Below are 18797 nucleotides of genomic sequence, written 5' to 3' on the forward strand. Positions count from 1 at the left end.
TGGCCGCTGGGCCAGCATGGCGGCAAGCATGGACCACCACCACTTCGACTACATCATCGTCGGCGCCGGCACGGCCGGTGCCCTGCTGGCCAACCGCCTGAGCGCCGACGGCAGGCGTCGCGTGCTGCTGCTGGAAGCTGGCGGCCGCGACGACTACCACTGGATCCACATCCCGGTCGGCTACCTGTATTGCATAGGCAATCCGCGCACCGACTGGCTCTACAAGACCGAGCCCGATGCCGGCCTCAACGGCCGCTCGCTGCGCTATCCGCGCGGCAAGGTGCTGGGCGGCTGCTCCAGCATCAACGGCATGATCTACATGCGCGGCCAGTCCCGCGACTACGACGGCTGGGCCGAGGCCAGCGGCGACGCCAGCTGGCGCTGGGACCAGGTCCTGCCCCTGTTCCGCAAGCATGAGGACCATTGGCGGCTCGACGGGCCAGGCGCGTCGGATGCCTTCAAGGCCCTGCACGGCCATGGCGGCGAATGGCGGGTCGAACGCCAGCGCCTGAGCTGGGACATCCTCGACGCCTTTGCCCGCGCGGCCAGCGAGGCCGGCATTCCGGTCACCGAGGATTTCAACGGCGGCAACAACGAGGGCGTGGGCTACTTCGAAGTCAACCAGCGCAGCGGCTGGCGCTGGAACACGGCCAAGGCCTTTCTGCGCCCGGCCTGCTACGGCCGGCCCAACTTCGAGCTGTGGACCGGCGCGCAAGTACAGCGACTGCTTTTCGACCGCACCGAAGGCCGCTTGCGTTGCACCGGCGCCGAGGTGCGCACGCCGCAGGGCGTGGAGACGGTGAAGCTGAACGAAGGAGGGGAGCTGCTGCTGGCAGCCGGCGCCATTGGCTCGCCGCAATTGCTGCAGCTATCAGGCATTGGGCCAGGCGCGCTCTTGCAGCGTTATGGCATCGAAATCCAGCAGGAGCTGCCCGGCGTTGGCGCCAACCTGCAAGACCACCTGCAGATCCGCGCGGTCTTCAAGGTCCAGGGCGCCAAGACCCTGAACACCCTGGCCTCGACCTGGTGGGGCAAGGCCAAGATCGGCCTCGAATACGCGCTGACCCGCAGCGGGCCCATGAGCATGGCGCCCTCGCAGCTCGGCGCCTTTGCCAGGAGCAGCGCGGACAAGGCCTGGCCCGACCTGGAATACCACGTGCAGCCCTTGTCGCTGGACGCCTTCGGCGAGCCGCTGCATTCGTTCAACGCCTTCACGGCCAGCGTCTGCAACCTGAACCCGACGAGCCGCGGCAGCGTCAGCATCACCTCGGCCGACGCCTCGGCCGCGCCGGCCATCGCGCCGAACTATCTGTCCACCGAAGAGGACCGCCTGATCGCCGCCAACAGCCTGAGGCTGACGCGCCGCATCGTCGGCCAGCCGGCCCTGGCGCGCTACAGCCCCGAGGAATACAAGCCGGGGCCGCAGTTCCAGACGGACGAGGAACTGGCCCGGCTGGCCGGCGACATCGCCACGACCATCTTCCATCCGGTCGGCACCTGCAAGATGGGCCGGGCCGACGACGCGATGGCCGTCGTCGACTCCGAACTGCGGGTGCGGGGCGTCGAAGCGCTGCGCGTGATCGACGCCAGCGTGATGCCGTCCATCACCAGCGGCAACACCAATGCGCCGACGCTGATGATTGCGGAGAAGGCGGCGCAGCTGCTGCTGCGCCGGCGCGTTTAGGCCTCGGCCGCGAAGCGCTCTTCGATGTAGGCCAGCAGCAGGCGGATGGTCTGGGCCTCGCCGCCGACCGGACGGCCCGGGCGGGCCGTGTCGTTGGAGGCGTAGATGTCCAGGTGCAGCCAGTCCTGCGCGGCCGGGATGAAGTACTCCAGGAACAGGGCCGCGTTGATTGCACCGCCCTTGGGGCCCTTGCCGGTGTTGACGATGTCGGCGATGTCGCTCTGGATGCCCGGCTTGTAGGGCGCCCACAGCGGCAGGTGCCAGACCGGGTCGTCCAGCTTCAGGCCCAGGTCCACGAGGTCGCGTGCCTGGTCCATGTCGCGGCAGAACAGGGCCGGCAGTTCCGGGCCCAGGGCGATGCGGGCCGCGCCGGTCAGCGTGGCCAGGTCGATGATCAGCTCGGGCTTGCGCTCCACCGCATAGGCCAGGGCGTCGCACAGGATCACGCGGCCCTCGGCATCGGTATTGCCGATCTCGATGTGCAGGCCGGCGCGGGTCTTGAACACGTCGCCGGGGCGGTAGGCATTGCCGGCCACCGAGTTCTCGACCGCCGGGATCAGCAGCTGCAGCTGCACCGGCAGCTTCAGCGCCATGATCAGGGTGGCCAGGCCCAGAGCATTGGCAGCGCCGCCCATGTCCTTCTTCATCTGGCGCATGCCCTCGGGCGTCTTCAGGTCCACGCCGCCGGTGTCGAAGCAGACGCCCTTGCCGACCAGGGTCAGCTTGGGATGCTTGGCACTGCCCCAGTTCAGCTCAATCAGGCGCGGTGCCCGGTGGCTGGCGCGGCCGACCGCATGGATGGCCGGGAAGTTCTTCTTCAAGAGCGCGTCACCGACCACCTGGCTGAACTTGGCGCCATGCTGCTTGGCCACATGCTCGGCCGCCTTGGCCAGCTCTTCCGGGCCCATGTGCTCGGCCGGCGTGTTGACCAGGTCGCGGGTGGCGCTGATGGCCGTGGCCAGGGCCAGGCCACGCTGGGCCTCGGGCGAATCGGCCAGCACCAGGGTGGCAGCGGCGCGGCGGCGCGGCTTGTAGAGGTCGAAGTCGTAGGCACCCAGCTCCCAAGACAGGGCGGCCTGCTCGGCCGGCAACGAGAGGCCATCGTCGGCCAGTCGGTAGCTGCCTTCAGGCAAGGCCTTGGGCAGGCTGGAAAGCAGCCAGGGGCTGGCCACATGCTCGACGCCGGCGAACACCTGGCCGAGCTTGCCGTCGGCCGCAGGCACCAGGGCGTGGCTGTCGGCCTTGCCCTCGAAGCCGACGGCGGCCAGCCAGTTGCGGGTGGCGGCAGGCAGGCTAGGGGCCAGCGTCTTGAACAGGGCGCGGTCCACCACCGTGATGGCAATGGCGGCGGCAGGGGGGGACTTCTTCAGTTGGACCGACATGGCTGCGGAGCGGGTATTTTTTAGAAGCCCGCATTGTCGCCCCGGCCCCAGGGGGCGGCCGACACCAAAGGTTTGGCCGCCTTAACTGCAGCTTTGCTGAAGCCGGGCCAGCAGGGCCTGGGCGGAGGGCGGCGCCGCGGCGGTGGCCGGAGCCTCGGCCAGGCTGGTCAGCAGGCGTTCGGCCGTGGCCAGCTGGGGTGTGATCGGGCCCAGGAACTGCAAGCGGCTGCCCAGGCCGACCAGCAGGGTCGGAAAGGTTTCGACTTCCAGGTCGCCGATCAGCTCCTCGTCCTCCTCGATGTCCACCCAGACGAAGCGGGTCGCCGGGTAGCGGGCCCTGAGCTCGGCAAACACCTCGTGGTAGCTGTCGCAGACGCGACACCAGGCGGCACAGAGGCAGGCGACCAGCGGGGCGGGGGTGGCTGTCATGGTTTGCGCAAATGTAGCCCCAGGCCGGCGGGCCTCGGCGGAGCCGCCAAAGAATTGTTGCTGGACTGTCAACCTAGCCTTTGGCACTGGCGTTGTGCCCGTCAACGACCCGTCATGGGACCCCGCAAGAGGGACACGGGTCGGGGAAAAAGGGCAAATGCCATGAAGTCTCAGCAACGTAGCAACGAACCGCAACCGCGCCGCATTCCGATGCCGGAATGGCAGAGCGACAAGGGCCGCAAGCACGAGGCCTTCGAGTCCGGCCACTTCGGATGCGACCGCCGTAGCCAGGCCATGGCCCAGCGTTACGACCGCAAGCGCTGAATTCCCCCGCCCCAGAACGGCGCACCAGACCGGTGCGCCGTTTTCATTTCAGTCCCCACTGACTAGAGCCTGGCCAGCGGCGCCAGCAGCAAGTCCAGGTCCTCGGCCGTGAACTTGGCCGCCCCGGCCTCATCGCTGCCCAGGACCTCCCCCGCCAGCGCCTTCTTGCGCGCTTGCAGCTCCAGCATCCGCTCCTCGATGCTGCCTTCCACCACCAGGCGATAGACGAACACCGGCCGGTCCTGGCCTATGCGATGGGCGCGCGCCGAGGCCTGCTCCTCGACCGCCGGGTTCCACCAGGGGTCCAGGTGGACGACGGTGTCGGCCGCCGTCAGGTTCAGGCCCACGCCGCCGGCCTTGAGGCTGATCAGGAACAGCGGCACTTCGCCGGCCTGGAAGCGCTCGACCAGGCGCCCCCGCTCGCCAGCCGGCGTCGCCCCGGTCAGCTGCTGCCAGGGCAGACCCAGCTCATCCAGCTCGGCCGCCACCAGGTCCAGCATGCCGGTGAACTGGGAGAACAGCAGCACGCGGCGCCCTTCCTCCACCAGCCTCGGCAAGGTTTCAACGAGCCAGTCCAGCTTGGCCCGGCCCGGGTTGCCGCCGGCACCGCCGGGCAGCAGGCGCGGGTCGCAGCAGACCTGGCGCAGCTTCAGGAGCGCGTCCAGCACGGCGATGCGGGCGCCGTCGAAGCCCTGGCGCTCCAGGGCGCGCCGCACCTGCTTGTCGGCCGCCACCCGCACGCTTTCGTACAGCTCGCGCTGGGTGCCTTCCAACGCCACGCGGGCGACCGTTTCGGTCAGCGGCGGCAACTCGGTCGCCACCTGGTCCTTGAGTCGGCGCAGGATGAAGGGCCGCAGCCGCTGGCGCAGCAGCTGGGCGCGCAGGGTTTCGCCGTTCTCTTCGATGGGCTTGCGCCAGCGCTTGGCAAAGCTGCGGGCATCGCCCAGGAAGCCGGGCATCAGGAAGTCGAACTGCGCCCAGAGTTCGCCCAGATGGTTCTCTATGGGCGTGCCGGTCAGGCACAGGCGGTGGCGCGCCTTGAGCCGGCGCAGCGCCTTGGCCGCCAGGCTGCCGGCGTTCTTGACCTGCTGGGCCTCATCCAGGATCAGCAGGTGCCAGGGCCGGGCCGCGAGGACCTCGATGTCGCGCCAGACCAGGGCATAGCTGGTCAGCACCAGGTCGGCCTCGGCCAGGCGGACGTGGTCTTCGTGGCGAGCCGGCCCGTGCAGGGTCACGACTCGCAGATCCGGCGCGATCCGCGCCGCCTCGGCCCGCCAGTTGAACAGCAGCGAGGTCGGCAACACGGCCAGGGCCGGGCGATCCAGCCGGCCGGCCTGCTTCTCGACCAGCAGATGGGCCAGGGTCTGGGCGGTCTTGCCCAGGCCCATGTCGTCGGCCAGGATGCCGGCCAGGCCCTGGGCGCGCAGATGCTGCAGCCAGGCCAGGCCCTCGAGCTGATAGGGCCGCAGCTGCAGACCGAGGCCGGCCGGCGCGGCAATGGCTGCGGGCGAGCCGGCCGCCCGCAGCCGCTCGGCCAGCTCGCGCAGGTCGGCATCGCCCTGGAACTGCCAGCCGGCGCGCCCGTCCAGCGCTTCGAGCCGGCTCGCTTCCCAGTCGGTCAGCGGCACACCGCCAGCGTCCTGGATATCAATCAGCAGCTCGACCATGGCGCCCACCACGGCCTTGATGGGCGCCGCCTTGGCGATGATGCGACGGCCACCGGGCGCATGCAGCAGCACCTCGGCCTCGTCCGGCATGCTGGCGATGGCTTCGGGGCGCAACCAGCGGGCATCGCGGCGCAAGAGGTCGGCCACCAGCGGCGCCAGGTCCAGCATCTCACCCTCGATGTCCAGGCCCAGGCTCAGCAGCCAGGAGCCGCGCCGGCCTGAGCCGCCCATCTTCTCGACCCGGGCGGTGCAGGCGCCGGCCCGCACCGGCAGATGGGCCAGGCCCGGATGGAGCACGAGCTCCCATCCCAGTTCCTGCAGCCGCGGCAGCCGGGTCGCGCAGAACTCGCCGAACAGCGCTTCCTGGACCAGGGTCCAGGCCAGCGGCGCACAGGCTTCGGCCGCCGCCGGGTCGCGCCACTGCAGGCTTTCGGGCGCTACCGGCAGCAGGCCCGACTCCCACAGCTGGTCGCGCGCCTGGGCCTCGGCCACCAGGTCGCGATGCAACCAGAGTCCGGCCACTTGCTGGCGCGCTGCGGGGCGGCTGTTCAGAAGGCGGCGCGGTGCCGGCGTGGTCCAGGCAAAGCCGGCATCGTCGCCATAGGTCCAGTCCACCCAGGCCAGGGTCAGGTCGGCGCCGCGCGGGCCCATCGCCCCTTGCCGGGACAGTCCCAGCAGGCCATCGCCCCGGCCCAGGGTGCGCAGCGTCAACCTCGGCCGGAAGCGCGCCGCCAGACCGGGCGCATCCTCGTGCAGCAGCAGGTCCAGCAGCTGGCCGGCCTGGGCCTGGTCCAGCTTGGGCAGCTCGCGCAGCTGGCTGCGGCTGACCTGGCGGCGCAGGGCGCCAGCCCATTGATGCAGGGCCTCTTTCTCGGGCGGGTCGGGCAGGTCGGCATCGTCACGCGGTGGGCACATGCCGCGCATTGTCCCCGTGCGAGCTCGCTGACAATCCGGCGGCGAACTGGAGGAAGAAGAACTTGGCTGCTGTGCGATTCCTGGCGCGCTGGAGCGTGCGCCTGCTGCTCCTGGGCTTGCTGACCCTCGTGATCCTGGCCCTGCTGGCCGTGCAGACCGAACCCAGCGTGCCGGTACGGGCATCGACCTCGGCCGCCGATCTCGACGCCGCCCGCGCCCTGCTGCGCCGGGCCGATCCGCGTCAGGGGCCGCTGGGTCGCTCACGGGTGCTGGTGGCCAGCGAGCGCGAGCTGGACCTGATGCTGAACTACGCGGTCCGCCACGGTGGCCTGGGTGCCAGCGAGCTGAAGATCGAGCAGGGTGAGCTGCGCGCCCGCCTCAGCCGTCCGCTGGTCGGCCTGTGGCTGAACCTGGAACTGCGCCTGGCCCAGGGCCCCGGCCTGCCAGACATCGCCGGCGGCCGGCTGGGCCGCTTGCCCTTGCCCCGGCCGCTGCTGCGCTACGTCGCGTTCCGGTTGCTGGAGCGCTACAGCGCCGTCGCCGGCTTCCAGCTGGCCGGCGACCTGGTCCAGCGGGTCGAATTCCAGCCGCAGCGCGCCCTGCTGGTCTATGTCTGGCAGGCCGACAGCACACAGCGAGCGCTGGCCAGCCTCGTCCCAGCAGCGCTGCGGCAGCGCGCCCATGTCTACTGGAACCTGGTCCAGCGGCAGTTGCCACCCGGCTATGAGTTCCGGCCCGTGGTTGAGGTTTTGCCCCAGCTGGCGGCCGAAGCCTTGAAACGCGCGGCCGACAGCGATGAAGACCTGAGCCAGGAAAGCCGCGCCCTGCTGATGGCCCTGGCCATGCACGCCACCGGCCGCGGCCCGTCCACGCTGCTGCCGGGCACCGGAGACTGGGCCTCCGCCAGCCCGACCTGGCTGGCTTTTGTCGGCCGCCAGGATTTCGGCCAGCATTTCCTGATCTCGGCCGCGCTGGCCTGCGAAGCCGGCGGCCCGTTGGCCGACGCGATCGGCCTGCAGAAAGAACTGGCCGACGCCCGCGACGGCAGCGGCTTCAGCTTCAACGACATTGCGGCCGACCGCGCCGGCAGCCGCTTCGGCAGCTGGGCCCGGCAGCGGCCGCGCGAATTCCTGCAGACGCTGGCGGCCGGCGTTGTGGAGACACAACTATTCCCCCCAGTGGCGGATCTGCCCGAGTTCCTGCACGAAAAGGACTTCCGCCGGCGCTATGGCGGTCCGGGCGCCCCGGCCTACCGCCAGATGATGGAAGAAATCGAGCACCGCCTGCAGGCCTTGCCCCTGGGCGCCCCGGGCTGACACCTGGGCGACACGAAGTACCCCGCCCGGCTGTCAAGCCGCGGATCGCGGGGGTGTTGTCCGAAAGTAACTACCAGTCGTTGTTATTGGGATTCACCCTGACGGGGGGTGGAGCGGCCTTCGCGAAAAATCGGCCGCTCGCGTGTCTGTGACTAATAGGACATGAACCTAGTCACAGGGGCACACCCTTTTTCTTGATGGAGAGATCCTCTATGAAACCAGCAAAGCGATCGTCGGCGCTGATGCGCCAATCGATCCTCGCCGCTGCCGCCAGCCTGTGCATGGCCAGCGTGGCCATGGCCCAAAGTGCTGAAGGCTCGGTCTTCGGCCGTGCCAATGCAGGCACGACGGTGACCATCGTCAACCTTGAAACCGGCCTGAAGCGCCAAGTCACGGTGGATGCCGGCGGCGCCTTCAACGTCGGCAAGCTGCCCCCGGGCCGCTACCAGATCTCCGGCGACGGCCAGACTCGCGAAGTCCAGGTGAACGTCGGTACCGGTACCGAAGTGCGCCTGGGCGCCGAGTCGCTGGAGCGCGTCGACGTGGTCGGTTCGCGTCTGCGCACCACCATCGACGTGTCCAGCGTCGAAAGCAACACCGTGCTGACCGCCAAGCAGATCGAAGCCCTGCCGGTGGCCCGCAGCGTCAACGCCGTGGCCCTGCTGGCCCCGGGCGTGGTGGCTGGCGACGCCGGCATCGGCGACGGCACCCTGCCTTCGTTCAGCGGCGCTTCGGTGGCCGAGAACGGCTACTTCATCAACGGCCTCGACGTCACCAACATCCGCAACTTCACGTCCTACGCGCGCCTGCCGTTCGACGCGATTGCACAGCAACAGATCAAGTCGGGCGGCTACGGCGCCGAGTTCGGTCGCTCGCTGGGCGGCGTGGTCAACCTGGTGTCCAAGCGCGGTACCAACGAGTGGAAGTCGGGCGTCTCGGTCTACTTCGAGCCCTCGGCCATGCGCTCGTCCGGCACCGACGTTCTGGACAAGGAACCCGATCGTCCGAACGCCTACTACCTGTTCCAGTCGGCCAACACCCGTTCGTCGACCAACTACAACCTGTATGCCGGCGGTCCGATCATCAAGGACAAGCTGTTCGTCTTCGGCCTGATCGAAGGTCGCAACACCAAGACCGAGACCTACGGCACGACCCAGAGCACGATCACCCAGAACACCCGCCCGAACAGCATGATCAAGGTCGACTTCACGCCGACCGATGACCATCGCTTCGAGCTGACGGCGATCGATACCAAGGGCGAGGTCGAGTACACCGACTTCAAGAACGCCAAGAACTACAGCCTGACGCACGACGGCGCCGGTGCCAAGAGCAAGCTCAAGGGCGGCGGCGACGTCGGCATCCTGCGCTACACCGGCTACATGACCGACAGCCTGACGGTGTCGGCCCTGTACGGCCGCGTCAACGACTACGTGCCGGTCTGGTCCGGTGCCCGTACCGGCGGTGCCGAGTGCCCGACCGTCTTCGAAGTCGGTGCCCTGCAAGCCCTGGGCTGCTGGGTCGAACCCTTCCCGGGCACGCCGGGCCGCGACCCGCTGGCTCCGCCTGACCGCGACCTGCGCGTCAACTCGCGTCTGGACCTCGAGTACAACTGGGGCACCCACACCATCCGCGCCGGCATGGACAACGTGAAGTTCACGTCCTGGCAAGCCGGTGGTTCGGCCTACTCGGGCGGCCAGTACTGGCGCTACTTCGTCACTCCGGCAGCCGGTGGTTCGGTCGCCGGCGTGGTGCTGCCGGGCAACACGCCCTACGTTCGTCTGCGTACCTCGGACCAGACCAGCGGTAGCTACGACCTGACCAACAACACGATCTACGCCGAAGACAGCTGGCAGGCCACCAAGAACCTGCTGCTGTACGGTGGTGTGCGTGCCGAGTCGTTCGACAACATGAACAGCGCCGGCGTCAGCTTCATCAAGGCTGACAACCTGATCGCTCCGCGTCTGGGCTTCGCCTGGAACATGAACGGCGACTCGTCGATGAAGCTGTACGGCAATGCCGGCCGCTACTACATCCCGGTGGCGTCGAACACCAACATCCGCGCCACCCGCGCCGAGTCCAGCATCGAAGCGTTCTACCGCTATACCGCGCGTGACGCCAAGACGGGCGCTCCGACGGGCATCACGCAGATCGGCACGACGACGGTGAACCAGGACGGCCGCCAGCCGGATCCGCGCACCATCGCCGCGACCAACCTGAACCCGATGAGCCAAGACGAATTCATCCTGGGCTTCCAGAAGATGATCGCCAAGGGCTGGACGGCAGGCGTCAAGGGCACGTACCGCGTGGTCCAGAACGGCATGGACGACTTCTGCGGCCACTATCCGATGGTCAACTGGGCCAAGGACAACGGCAAGACGAAGTTCGACTCGCACACGCTGGCTCCCTGCCTGATGGTCAACCCTGGCAATGACGTCAGCGTGGCCATGGACGTGGAGAACAACGGCACTTACAGCGTCGTGACGATCCCGGCCAAGTACTTCAACCTCGCCAAGTACGAGCGCAAGTACTCCGCCCTGGAACTGAGCCTGGAAAAGCCCTTCGACGGCAAGTGGGGCATGAACGCCTCCTACGTCTACTCGAAGAGCAAGGGCACGGCTGAAGGCTATGTGCAGTCGACCCTGAACCAGGAAGACGCCGGCCTGACCCAGGACTTCGACTTCGGCTCGTTCACCGACGGCGCCTACGGCTACCTGCCGAACGACCGCCGCCATGTGCTGAAGATCTTCGGCAACTACGCGGTGACGGACGAGATCCGCATGGGCTTCAACGCCACGATGTCCTCGGGTCGTCCGTACAGCTGCATCGGCTTCGTGCCGAAGACGGTGCCGGACTACGACGAGACCTGGAAGTCGAGCCCGTCGTCGTACTACTGCCGCAGCAGCACGACCACCGTGTCGCTGGTGCCGCGCGGTTCGGCCGGCCGCACGCCGTGGAGCACCCAGCTGGACATGCAGCTGGCCTACACGCCGAAGTGGGCTTCCAACAAGCTGACGCTGCAAGCTGACGTGTTCAACCTGCTGAACTCGCAGAAGCCGCTGGAGCTGAACGAAACCCGCGACTACGACCAGGCCACCGGCATCACCCCGCCGTACCGTCTGAACCAGAACTACCTGAGCCCCAGCCGGTTCCAGACGCCGCGTTATGTGCGCCTGACCGCTCGCTACGAGTTCTGATCTGCCGAACGCCGAGGCCCCCGGGCCTCGGTCAAAGCAAAGGCCGCCCCTCGGGGCGGCCTTTTTCATTGGGGCTTTCAGAGTCAATCAATCGCCGCTCATGCCCTGGTGATGGCTGAGAAAGATCTGGCCGCGGAACCATTGTTCCCAGCCGCCGGCCCGCAAGCGATCCAGCACCGGGCCCTTGACCTCGGAAAGATCCAGCCGCACCTGCTGGCGCTCCAGCGACCCCTGCAGCTCGCGCAAGGCCTCGAGGCCCGAGAAGTCGATGGCATTGACCGGCGACATCAGCAGCACGATGCGGCGCGTGCCGGGATGGTGGTCCAGGTGGACCTGCACCACGTCGGCCAGGCTGCGGGCGTTGGTGAAGACCAGGCTCTCGTCGATGCGCAGGCCCAGCACATCGGCCCGGCATTCCACCTGATGGCGGTCCACGTTGCGGTAGTGCTCGGTGCCCGGCACCCGGCCTATCAGGGCCACATGAGGCCGCGCCGTGCGCTGCAGCAGCAGGGCGATGGAGCCGGCAACGCCCAGGGCCAACGCGGCCGACAGGCCAAGGGCCAGCACGGCGATCGTGACCAGGCCCATCAGCAAGGCCTCGGGCCGCGAAAAGCGCCAGGCCTCCAGATAGGGCTGCAGGCGCAGGCCTGACAGCACGGCCACCAGGATGGTGGCGGCCAGCACCGCCTTGGGCAGCCAGGCCAGCGGCTCGGCCAGCAACCAGGCCGCCAGGCCCATCAACAGGGCGACGAAGACGCCCGTCATGCGGCTGCGGCTGCCAGCGTCATGCATCAGGACGCTGCGCGAGAAGCTGCTGGCGACCGGCATGGCGCCGCAGCAACCGGCCACCACATTGGCCGCCCCCAGGCCCAGCAGCTCGCGCCGGGCATCGACCCGCTCGCCGCGCCGGCGCGCCAGCGACTCGGCCACGACCAGGCTGGACACATAGGCCATCAGGCCCAGCAGCAGCGCATGCGGCAGCAGGGCGCGCCAGATCTCGGCCTCCAGCCGCGGCAGGGAGAACTGCAGCGACAAGGGCGGCAGCGCGCCGACGAGGCTCACGCCGTGACCCTGGGCCTGCAAGCCCCAGGCAAGTGCGAGCGACAGCAGCAGCACCGCCAGTGGCGCGAAGCGGCCCGGCTGTCCCTTGAGAAAACGTCGGGCCAGGAACAGCAAGCTCACGGCACCCAGGCCGAAGGCCGCGGTGGCCGGCTGGATCTCCCAACGACCTGACGGACCCAGCAACGGCGGCAGCTGAGACAGCGCGATCGACAGCGTGGCGCCAGCCTCGAAGCCCTGCAGCACCGGCACGCTGAGCAGCGAGGCCAGGGCGTCCAGGCGCAGCAGCGCCGCGAGCAGCATGACCAGGCCGACTTCGACGGCCAGCACCAAGGCGCCCTCGGCCGGCGACACGCCGGCCGGCAGCGCCGCCAGCGCCTGCGAAATCATCAGGGCCAGCACGGCGACCGGACCAATCCCCAGCACCGGGCTGGAGCCGAGCAGGGCATAGGCCAGCAGCGGCAGCAGGCTCGCATAGAGCCCGACCTGGGCCGGCAGTCCGGCCAGCAAGGCATAGGCCAGGCTTTGCGGAATCAGCAGCACGCTGACGACCAGGGCGGCGCTGAAGTCCTCGCGCAACAGCCGGCGCGGATAGTCGCGCCAGGATTCGAGCGCTGCCGCCATCAGGCCTCGCGCTGCGGGCCGAGGATCTGCTGCAGGCTGACCCGCTGCGAGGAGCAGGCCGCGTCGAAGTCGGCCTCGATCTGCAGCAGGGCGTCGGTGTCCTTGGCATCGACGGTGGCAATGCCCATGGCGCGGTTGCGGCCCTGGGACTTGGCGGTGTACAGCGCCATGTCGGCCCAGTTGACCGCCTGTTCCCAGTGCAGGGCCAGGCGCATCGGTGGCAGCGGGAAATGGGCGAAGCCAATGGAGACGGTGATGCTCAGCGGCCCGTCCTCGGTCTGCACCGGCGCATTGCCGACGCTGAACAGGATGCGCTCGGCCAGGCCATGCAACTGCGACTGGGCCACGCCCGGCGCGAACACCAGGAATTCCTCACCGCCCCAGCGCACCACCAGGTCCTGCTGGCGCACCGCGTGGGAGATGCGGCGGGCCACCTCGCAGATCACGATGTCGCCGGCCGCATGGCCGTGGCGGTCGTTGACATGCTTGAAGTGGTCGATGTCGATCATCAGCAACGCGCCGTCGAACTGATCGGCGGCCCGCTGCTCCATCACGGCCAGGAAATGGCGGCGGTTGGCCAGCTCGGTGAGCGGGTCGCGCTCGCTCTGGGCGCGCAGCAGCACCTCGTTGGCCTTGAGCTTCTTGTTGGCCAGTTGAACGCGGCGCACCATCACGCCGCCCAGCACCACCAGCAGACCCAGCAGCACACCGACGGCGATGCCGACCTGCTGGGCCAGGCGGCTGTTGGCCAGCTCCTGGTCCTTGATGCTGCGATCACGCTGTGCCAGCTGGAGGTCGCGCTGGCCACGCGCGCTGTCGTACTTGATGCGCAGCGCCTCCAGCGCCGCATCCTGGGAACGCTCATTGACCTTGACGGTCAGCGCGCGCTCCTCGTGGTACATCGCAATCGACTCCCGCGCCAGGCCGGCCTCGGCCAGCGCCTCGCCAAGCTCACGCAGCTGGCGCACCCGCACCACCGGCCGCTGGCCGCCCTGGCGGAGCTGGTCGGCCACGGCGATCTCGCGCCTTGCGGCGTCGAACTGGCGCAGCCTCAGCAGGGCGATGGCCATGTTGTGGTGCAGCACGCTCTCGCGGTCGCGGTCCTTGAAACGCTGCATCACCGGCAGGGCCTTGCGGGCCAGCTCCAGCGCCCGCGCCGGCTCGCCGCGATGCATGTAGTAGTCGGCCAGATTGGATTGGGCCCGCGCCACGGCGCGGACCGCGCCCGACTGCTGGGCAATCTCCAGGCCGCGCAGCTGGAACTGCAGCTGGGCCTGCTTGTTGCCGCCGCGGCCGGCGACCACGGCCTGCGTGGTCATGGCCGTGTACATACGCGCCGAATCACCCTCGGCCGCCGCCATCATCTGCTCCAGCCAGCGCTGGACCTCGTCGGGCTGCTCGGCCACCTGGGCCAGCAGGGCGAGGTCGGAGGCCGAATTCACGACCAGCAGGTTGTCACGCGCCGCCTGGGCCAGCAGCAGTCCGCGCTGGGCCAGGGCCAGGGCGGCCGGGTAGGCTCCATCGTCCCGCTGAGCATGCTGCAGGCTGCGCATGGCCAGCCAGAGGGCCCGCGCGTCGCAGTGGCCGCTCTCGATGGCCGCGCGCTCGCCGCCGCGGGGGCAGGTCTTGTCCAGCAGGGTCACGGCCTTGCCGGCATTGGCCAGCGCCGCCGCGTCGTCGCCGCGGCGCTCGGCCAGCAGCGAGCGCAGCAGCTGCAGCCGGCCTTCCTGCCCGGCCCGGCCGGCCAGCTGCTTGATCAGGGCCTCGGCCGCTTCAAGCCGGCCCACGTCGATCAGGATCCTGGCGCGCGAGAAGTCAACGGCGGACTGCAGGCCGGCTGCCACATGCAGCTCACCCAGCTTGGCCAGCGCCGCGTCCGGGTCCTGGCTCCCTTCGGCTTCCAGCTGCGCCAGCTGGGTCTCGAGTTCCAGCTTGGGCGAACCCGCCGGCACCTGGGCCCAGGCCGAGCCCAACGCCAGCAGCAGGGGCAGGAGCAGATGACTGCGCTTCATTGGCGGCTCTCCGCTGCCGGGCCTTGCAAGCCGGACAGGCCGACCTGGCCTTCATGCCAGGCCGCTTCCATGCGGGTGCTGACCGCCTGCAGACCGGCTTCGTCGGCGACATCAATTCGTTCGATGCCGTAGGCGCGATTGCGACCATGGGCCTTGGCCATGTACATCACGGTGTCCACCAGATCGATGGCGCGCTCCCAGTCCACCGCCAGTTCATTGGGCAGCAGCGGGAAGCTGCCGTAGCCTATCGAGGCAGTCACCGGCACACGCAGGCTGCCGTGCATGATGGCCGGCTGGGCGATCAGGTCCAGCAGGCGCTGGGCCAGGTGCTGGGCCGTGGCCGCATCGCGGGTCTCGACCACGATCAGGAATTCCTCGCCGCCCCAGCGCACCACCAGGTCGTCCTCGCGCAGCGCCGCACGCAGCCGTCGCGCCACCTCGATCAGCACCGAGTCGCCGGCCGCATGGCCATGCTGGTCGTTGATGCGCTTGAAATGGTCGATGTCGATCAGGAACACGGTGCCGGTCAGCCCACCCTTGGCGGCCAGCCGCTTGATGGCGGCCTGGAAATGGCGGCGGTTGGCCAGTCCGGTGAGCGGGTCGCGCTCGCTCTGCACCTTGAGCTTCTCGTTGCTGGTGGCCAGCGCCTGGTTGGTACGACGAATGCGCTGGTAGGCCAGGCCCAGCAGCACGGCCGACAGCACGATGCAGCCCCCCAGCGCCGCCCACAGCTTGAGCTGCAGCTCGCGGGCGCGGATCTGCTCGCTCTTGAGGCTGTTGTCGCGGTTGATCAGCTCCATTTCCCTGGCACGCTGCTCCGCGTCGTAGCGCTCCTGCTGTTCCAGCACGGTCTTGCGGGCGTCGTCGCGCAGCACCCGGTCGCTGAGCTCGCGGTAGCGGTGGTAGGCATCGATGGCCCCGGCCAGGTCCCCGGCCTTTTCCAGGTACTGTCCCAGCTCCAGCCAGCCATCGGCGGCGATGGTGATGGCACCCTGCTGCTCGTCCATGGTGATGGATTGCCGCACCTCGGCCTTGCCTTCCTCGATGCGCTTGAGCGCGATCTTGGCGATGCCGCTGTTGTGCAGCGAGACCGATTCGGCGCTGTGGTTGCGAGCCTCGCGCGCCATCTTGAGCGCCTGCGTGGCCAGCTCCAGTGCCCGCGGGTACTGGCCCTGGCGCAGGTGGAAGTCCGCCAGGTTGCCGAGGTTCAGGGCCATCACGCTGGGCGCGCCGGCCTGGGTCGACAGCTCCAACGCCTTCTCGAAGGACTGGCGCGCGCCGGCCAGGTCGTTCAGGTTGGTGAAGACTATGGCCCGGGCGGTCTGGACCTGGTTCTGGGTCATCAGGTCGGAATCGCTGTCAGCGATGCGCACCGCCTCTTCTATGGTCTGCTTGCCGCGCTCCGGTTGCTGAGAGCGCATGTAGACATTGGCCAGGTCGGCCAGGACCAGGGCCTTGCGCCAGCCCTCGCCGCTGGCCTCGGCCAGCTTGAGGGCCCGGTCGACCGCCACGATGCTGGCGTCCAGGTTGCCGGCGTCGCCCTCGACGAAGGAGCGGGTCTGCTGGTAGCGAAGCTCCAGCGCGGGAGGCAGCGAGGCGACGGCAGCCGGACTGGCCTGGCGCAGCACCTTGACGGCCTCGCGCAGGTCGCCGCGTTCACGGTGCAGCCGAGCCCAGGCCGTTGCGGCCACGACCTTGGCAGCGGCCGCCGTCTTGGGATTGGGCCATTGCTCCAGCTCGGTGGCGATCTGCTCGATCAGGCCACGCTCCAACGAGATGCCGGCCAGTTCGCCGCGCAGGCCCAGCAGGCGCAGCCTTTCGTCGCTGCCCGGGGCCATGTCGGCCTGGAGCTTCTGCAGCTCGGCCTGGAATTCGCGCGGACGCGCGCGAGCTTCGCGCTCGATGTGCTCGAGCCGCTGCTTCAGCTTGGAGGCCTGGACACCGCTGGCCGCGCTCACGGCGGCCGGCAGGTTCTGGTCAGCCGGCTGGCAGCCCAGCAACAGGGCGGCGCAAAGGCTGCCGAGCGCGAACGCCAGCGCCCGCGGCCTGGGCCGGCGGTCGGGGCGAGAGGTAGCGGTCGCGGTGAGGGCCATGCTCATCGAACAGGGGGGCGGGCTGTGCGCGCCGAGCGCGCCACCGGCCGCCTGTCCAGCCGGGATCTTCAGTTGTTCTTGGGACAGGGTTGGTGCCTGCACCGAGTGTAGTGAAGCCCGGGCCCGCCCCGCCCCGGGCTATCCCCGAAGATGGCCGCATACCGCCTCCAGATGTGACATATGGTCGAGAACCCGGCGATGACCCAGGCCTTGACTTGAGATCAAGCGGGCCTGGGGCAGCGCCTGGGCCAACCGCCCGGCCAGCTCGAAAGGGGCAGCACGGTCCTGCTCGTCGTGGATCAGCAGCACCGGCAGGTGCAAGCGGCTGGCCAGCCAGCCGGGCTCGAACTGCTCCAGCGGCCCGTCGCTGAGCCGCTCCAGCCGGCGTCGCAGCTCCTGGCGGGTGGCGTCGCCCAGGCCGAAGGCATTGGAGAACCAGCCCAGCACCGTGGCCGGCGGCGCCGAGGTCGCCAGCAAGGCCAGGCGCTGGACCGGCAGGCCGCGGGCCGCCGCACTGAGCGCGGCCACCGCGCCCAGCGAATGCGCCACGATGGCATGCAGCGGACCCAGCTCAGCCACCACCGCAAACAGCGCGCGCCGCCACTGCGGCAGGTTGCTGGTCCAGCCGCCGCTGTGGCCATGGGCCGGCCAGTCCAGCAGTACCGGGTCGTAGCCTTCACGCCACAGGGCCTCGGCCAGCGCCAGCATCTGGGCCGAACGACCGCCCCAGCCATGGACCAGCAGCACCCGCGGCCGCGTGCCATCCGACTCGGCGTGGCGCCAACGCCGCAGCGAACGGCCGTCGAACTGCCAGTCCTCGCCCCGCCAGGGCGCCGGCAGGGCCCGTCGGCCGGCCCACTTCGGCGGCAGCGGTGTGGAGAACAGGCGCAGCGCCAGCGCGCCGCCGTAGCGCGGCCCCAGGCCCTGGGCCAGGCGCAGGCCCTGCCTCAGCAGCCGCGCCGCGAAACCATCGGCGTAGAACAGGGCGGCGGGATTGGCAGTCGCCTGGCTCATCACAGCTCCTCCAGAGAAAAGTCGTGGTTGCTGCTCGGCAGCGACTGCCAGAGCCGGCGCAGCGAGCCGAAGGCCCGGGCCAGGGTGAGGATCAGGACCAGGGACAACAGAGGAATCAGCATGGCAGCCTCCTTGTGGCTTTGCGCACGACCGTGCGAAGTTGGTTGTGCAAGAACGCGCTGCGGGTCTTCATGGGACCTCAGGCGCGGTAGTGGGACAGCAGGTGACGGTAGGCGGTCAGGCCGCGCTTGGCCGTCTCGGGATTGCGCAGGAAACGGGCCTCGCGCAGCAGGCCGGTGAACAGGGCGTCGAGCTCGAAGATCAGCTGCTCGGCGTCGGCATCGGGCTTGAGATGGCCGCAGTCCTTGGCCTGCAGCAGGCTGCGGCGCAGCATGCCGCGCCAGCGCTGCACGCCCTCCAGCAGCAGCTCGCGCAGCGGGCTGTCGCGGTCGTCGAACTCGAAGGCGCCGGCCACATAGAGACAGGAGCCCCGCGAGCCCTGGCGGCAGATGCGCTCCAGCCAGCCCTGGATCATGGCGTCCAGCCGCGGCAGGCCGCGCGGTTCGCGCAGCGCCGGCAGGATCACGTCCTGCTGCATGCGACGGTCGAACTCTTCCAGCACCGCACGTTGCAAGGCCTCGCGCGAGCCGATGCGCGAGAACACGCCGCTCTTGGACAGGTTCAGCTTCTTGGCGACCTCGCCAATGCTGAGGCTGTCCAGGCCGTCCAGCGCGGCCATCTCCAGCGCGGCATCGACGATGGCGCTCTGGGTCAATTCGCTGCGTTCGGTCTTGGCGGCTTCCATGATGGCCGCGAATTTAGCACGACCGTGCGAACTTGCAAGCCCCAGCCGAAATCAGGGGGATTCGTCGCCGCCATCGACGTCGTCGGCCTTGGGCGGCCGGCCGCGCCGGGCGGGGTTCAGCTCCGGCTTGATGCCGCGCCGGGCCAGGGCCTCGCGCAACAGGTACTCGATCTGGGCATTGGCCGAGCGCAGCTCCTGGGCGGCCAGGCGCTCGACCTCGGCCCACAGGGCCGGGTCCAGGCGCAGCGCAAAGCTCTTCTTGTCGGGACTGGCCATGGT

At 69.3% G+C, this 18797-nt stretch carries 14 protein-coding genes; 4 read left to right on the top strand and 10 right to left on the bottom strand.

The genetic code is table 11. The features are described from left to right. Positions 1–28 precede the first annotated feature (28 nt). On the top strand, positions 29–1684 hold the full coding sequence (locus QT382_RS13770; protein WP_289254600.1) for a GMC family oxidoreductase: 1656 nt from the start codon (positions 29–31) through the stop codon (positions 1682–1684). On the opposite strand, the gene QT382_RS13775 is transcribed toward QT382_RS13770, so the two are convergent. Both QT382_RS13775 and QT382_RS13780 read right to left on the bottom strand, forming a co-directional pair. Beyond that, positions 1681–3066: a leucyl aminopeptidase family protein gene (locus QT382_RS13775; RefSeq protein ID WP_289254601.1), complete on the bottom strand. Its 1386-nt coding sequence runs from the start codon at positions 3064–3066 to the stop codon at positions 1681–1683. The two genes, QT382_RS13770 and QT382_RS13775, sit on opposite strands and share 4 nt — an antisense overlap. Before the next feature lie 81 nt (positions 3067–3147). After that, positions 3148–3582, bottom strand: a complete 435-nt coding sequence (locus QT382_RS13780; protein WP_289254602.1) for a thioredoxin family protein — start codon at positions 3580–3582, stop codon at positions 3148–3150. 75 nt (positions 3583–3657) lie between these two features. On the opposite strand from QT382_RS13780, the gene QT382_RS13785 reads away from it, so the two are divergent. Continuing rightward, complete coding sequence (locus tag QT382_RS13785) at positions 3658–3819, top strand: hypothetical protein (protein ID WP_289254603.1); 162 nt, start codon at positions 3658–3660, stop codon at positions 3817–3819. A gap of 62 nt (positions 3820–3881) precedes the next feature. On the opposite strand, the gene QT382_RS13790 is transcribed toward QT382_RS13785, so the two are convergent. Then, complete coding sequence (locus QT382_RS13790) at positions 3882–6401, bottom strand: DEAD/DEAH box helicase (RefSeq protein ID WP_289254604.1); 2520 nt, start codon at positions 6399–6401, stop codon at positions 3882–3884. Positions 6402–6463: 62 nt separating this feature from the next. Between QT382_RS13790 and QT382_RS13795 the strand changes: the two genes are divergently transcribed. Together QT382_RS13795 and QT382_RS13800 are read left to right on the top strand one after the other, a co-directional pair. After that, complete coding sequence (locus QT382_RS13795) at positions 6464–7717, top strand: YfiM family lipoprotein (protein ID WP_289254605.1); 1254 nt, start codon at positions 6464–6466, stop codon at positions 7715–7717. 212 nt (positions 7718–7929) lie between these two features. Then, positions 7930–10911 (top strand): TonB-dependent receptor, encoded by a 2982-nt coding sequence (locus QT382_RS13800; protein WP_289254606.1) that lies wholly within the window; start codon positions 7930–7932, stop codon positions 10909–10911. Between the two features lie 87 nt (positions 10912–10998). On the opposite strand, the gene QT382_RS13805 is transcribed toward QT382_RS13800, so the two are convergent. The 7 genes from QT382_RS13805 to QT382_RS13835 all read right to left on the bottom strand — a co-directional run bounded on the left by QT382_RS13805 (position 10999) and on the right by QT382_RS13835 (position 18794). Next, positions 10999–12594, bottom strand: coding sequence for a SulP family inorganic anion transporter (locus QT382_RS13805; RefSeq protein ID WP_289254607.1), 1596 nt, complete (start codon positions 12592–12594; stop codon positions 10999–11001). Then, the gene (locus QT382_RS13810) at positions 12594–14606 is read right to left on the bottom strand and encodes a GGDEF domain-containing protein (RefSeq protein WP_289254608.1); all 2013 of its coding nucleotides are present in this window, start codon (positions 14604–14606) and stop codon (positions 12594–12596) included. The genes QT382_RS13805 and QT382_RS13810 overlap by 1 nt, the downstream gene beginning before the upstream one ends. Then, positions 14603–16705, bottom strand: coding sequence for a diguanylate cyclase domain-containing protein (locus tag QT382_RS13815; protein WP_289254609.1), 2103 nt, complete (start codon positions 16703–16705; stop codon positions 14603–14605). The genes QT382_RS13810 and QT382_RS13815 overlap by 4 nt, the downstream gene beginning before the upstream one ends. 132 nt (positions 16706–16837) lie before the next feature. Next, positions 16838–17713 (bottom strand): alpha/beta hydrolase, encoded by an 876-nt coding sequence (locus QT382_RS13820; RefSeq protein WP_289254610.1) that lies wholly within the window; start codon positions 17711–17713, stop codon positions 16838–16840. Beyond that, entirely contained in the window at positions 17713–17835 is a 123-nt protein-coding gene (locus QT382_RS13825) for a hypothetical protein (RefSeq protein ID WP_289254611.1), read from the bottom strand. Before QT382_RS13825 ends, QT382_RS13820 begins: the two co-directional genes overlap by 1 nt. Positions 17836–17912: 77 nt before the next feature. Next, positions 17913–18518, bottom strand: coding sequence for a TetR/AcrR family transcriptional regulator (locus QT382_RS13830; protein WP_289254612.1), 606 nt, complete (start codon positions 18516–18518; stop codon positions 17913–17915). Positions 18519–18569: 51 nt separating this feature from the next. Next, positions 18570–18794, bottom strand: coding sequence for a type II toxin-antitoxin system antitoxin (locus QT382_RS13835; protein WP_289254613.1), 225 nt, complete (start codon positions 18792–18794; stop codon positions 18570–18572). Positions 18795–18797: the final 3 nt, after the last annotated feature.

This window comes from Pelomonas sp. SE-A7 (assembly GCF_030345705.1).
In the GTDB taxonomy this organism is placed as follows: domain Bacteria; phylum Pseudomonadota; class Gammaproteobacteria; order Burkholderiales; family Burkholderiaceae_C; genus JAUASW01.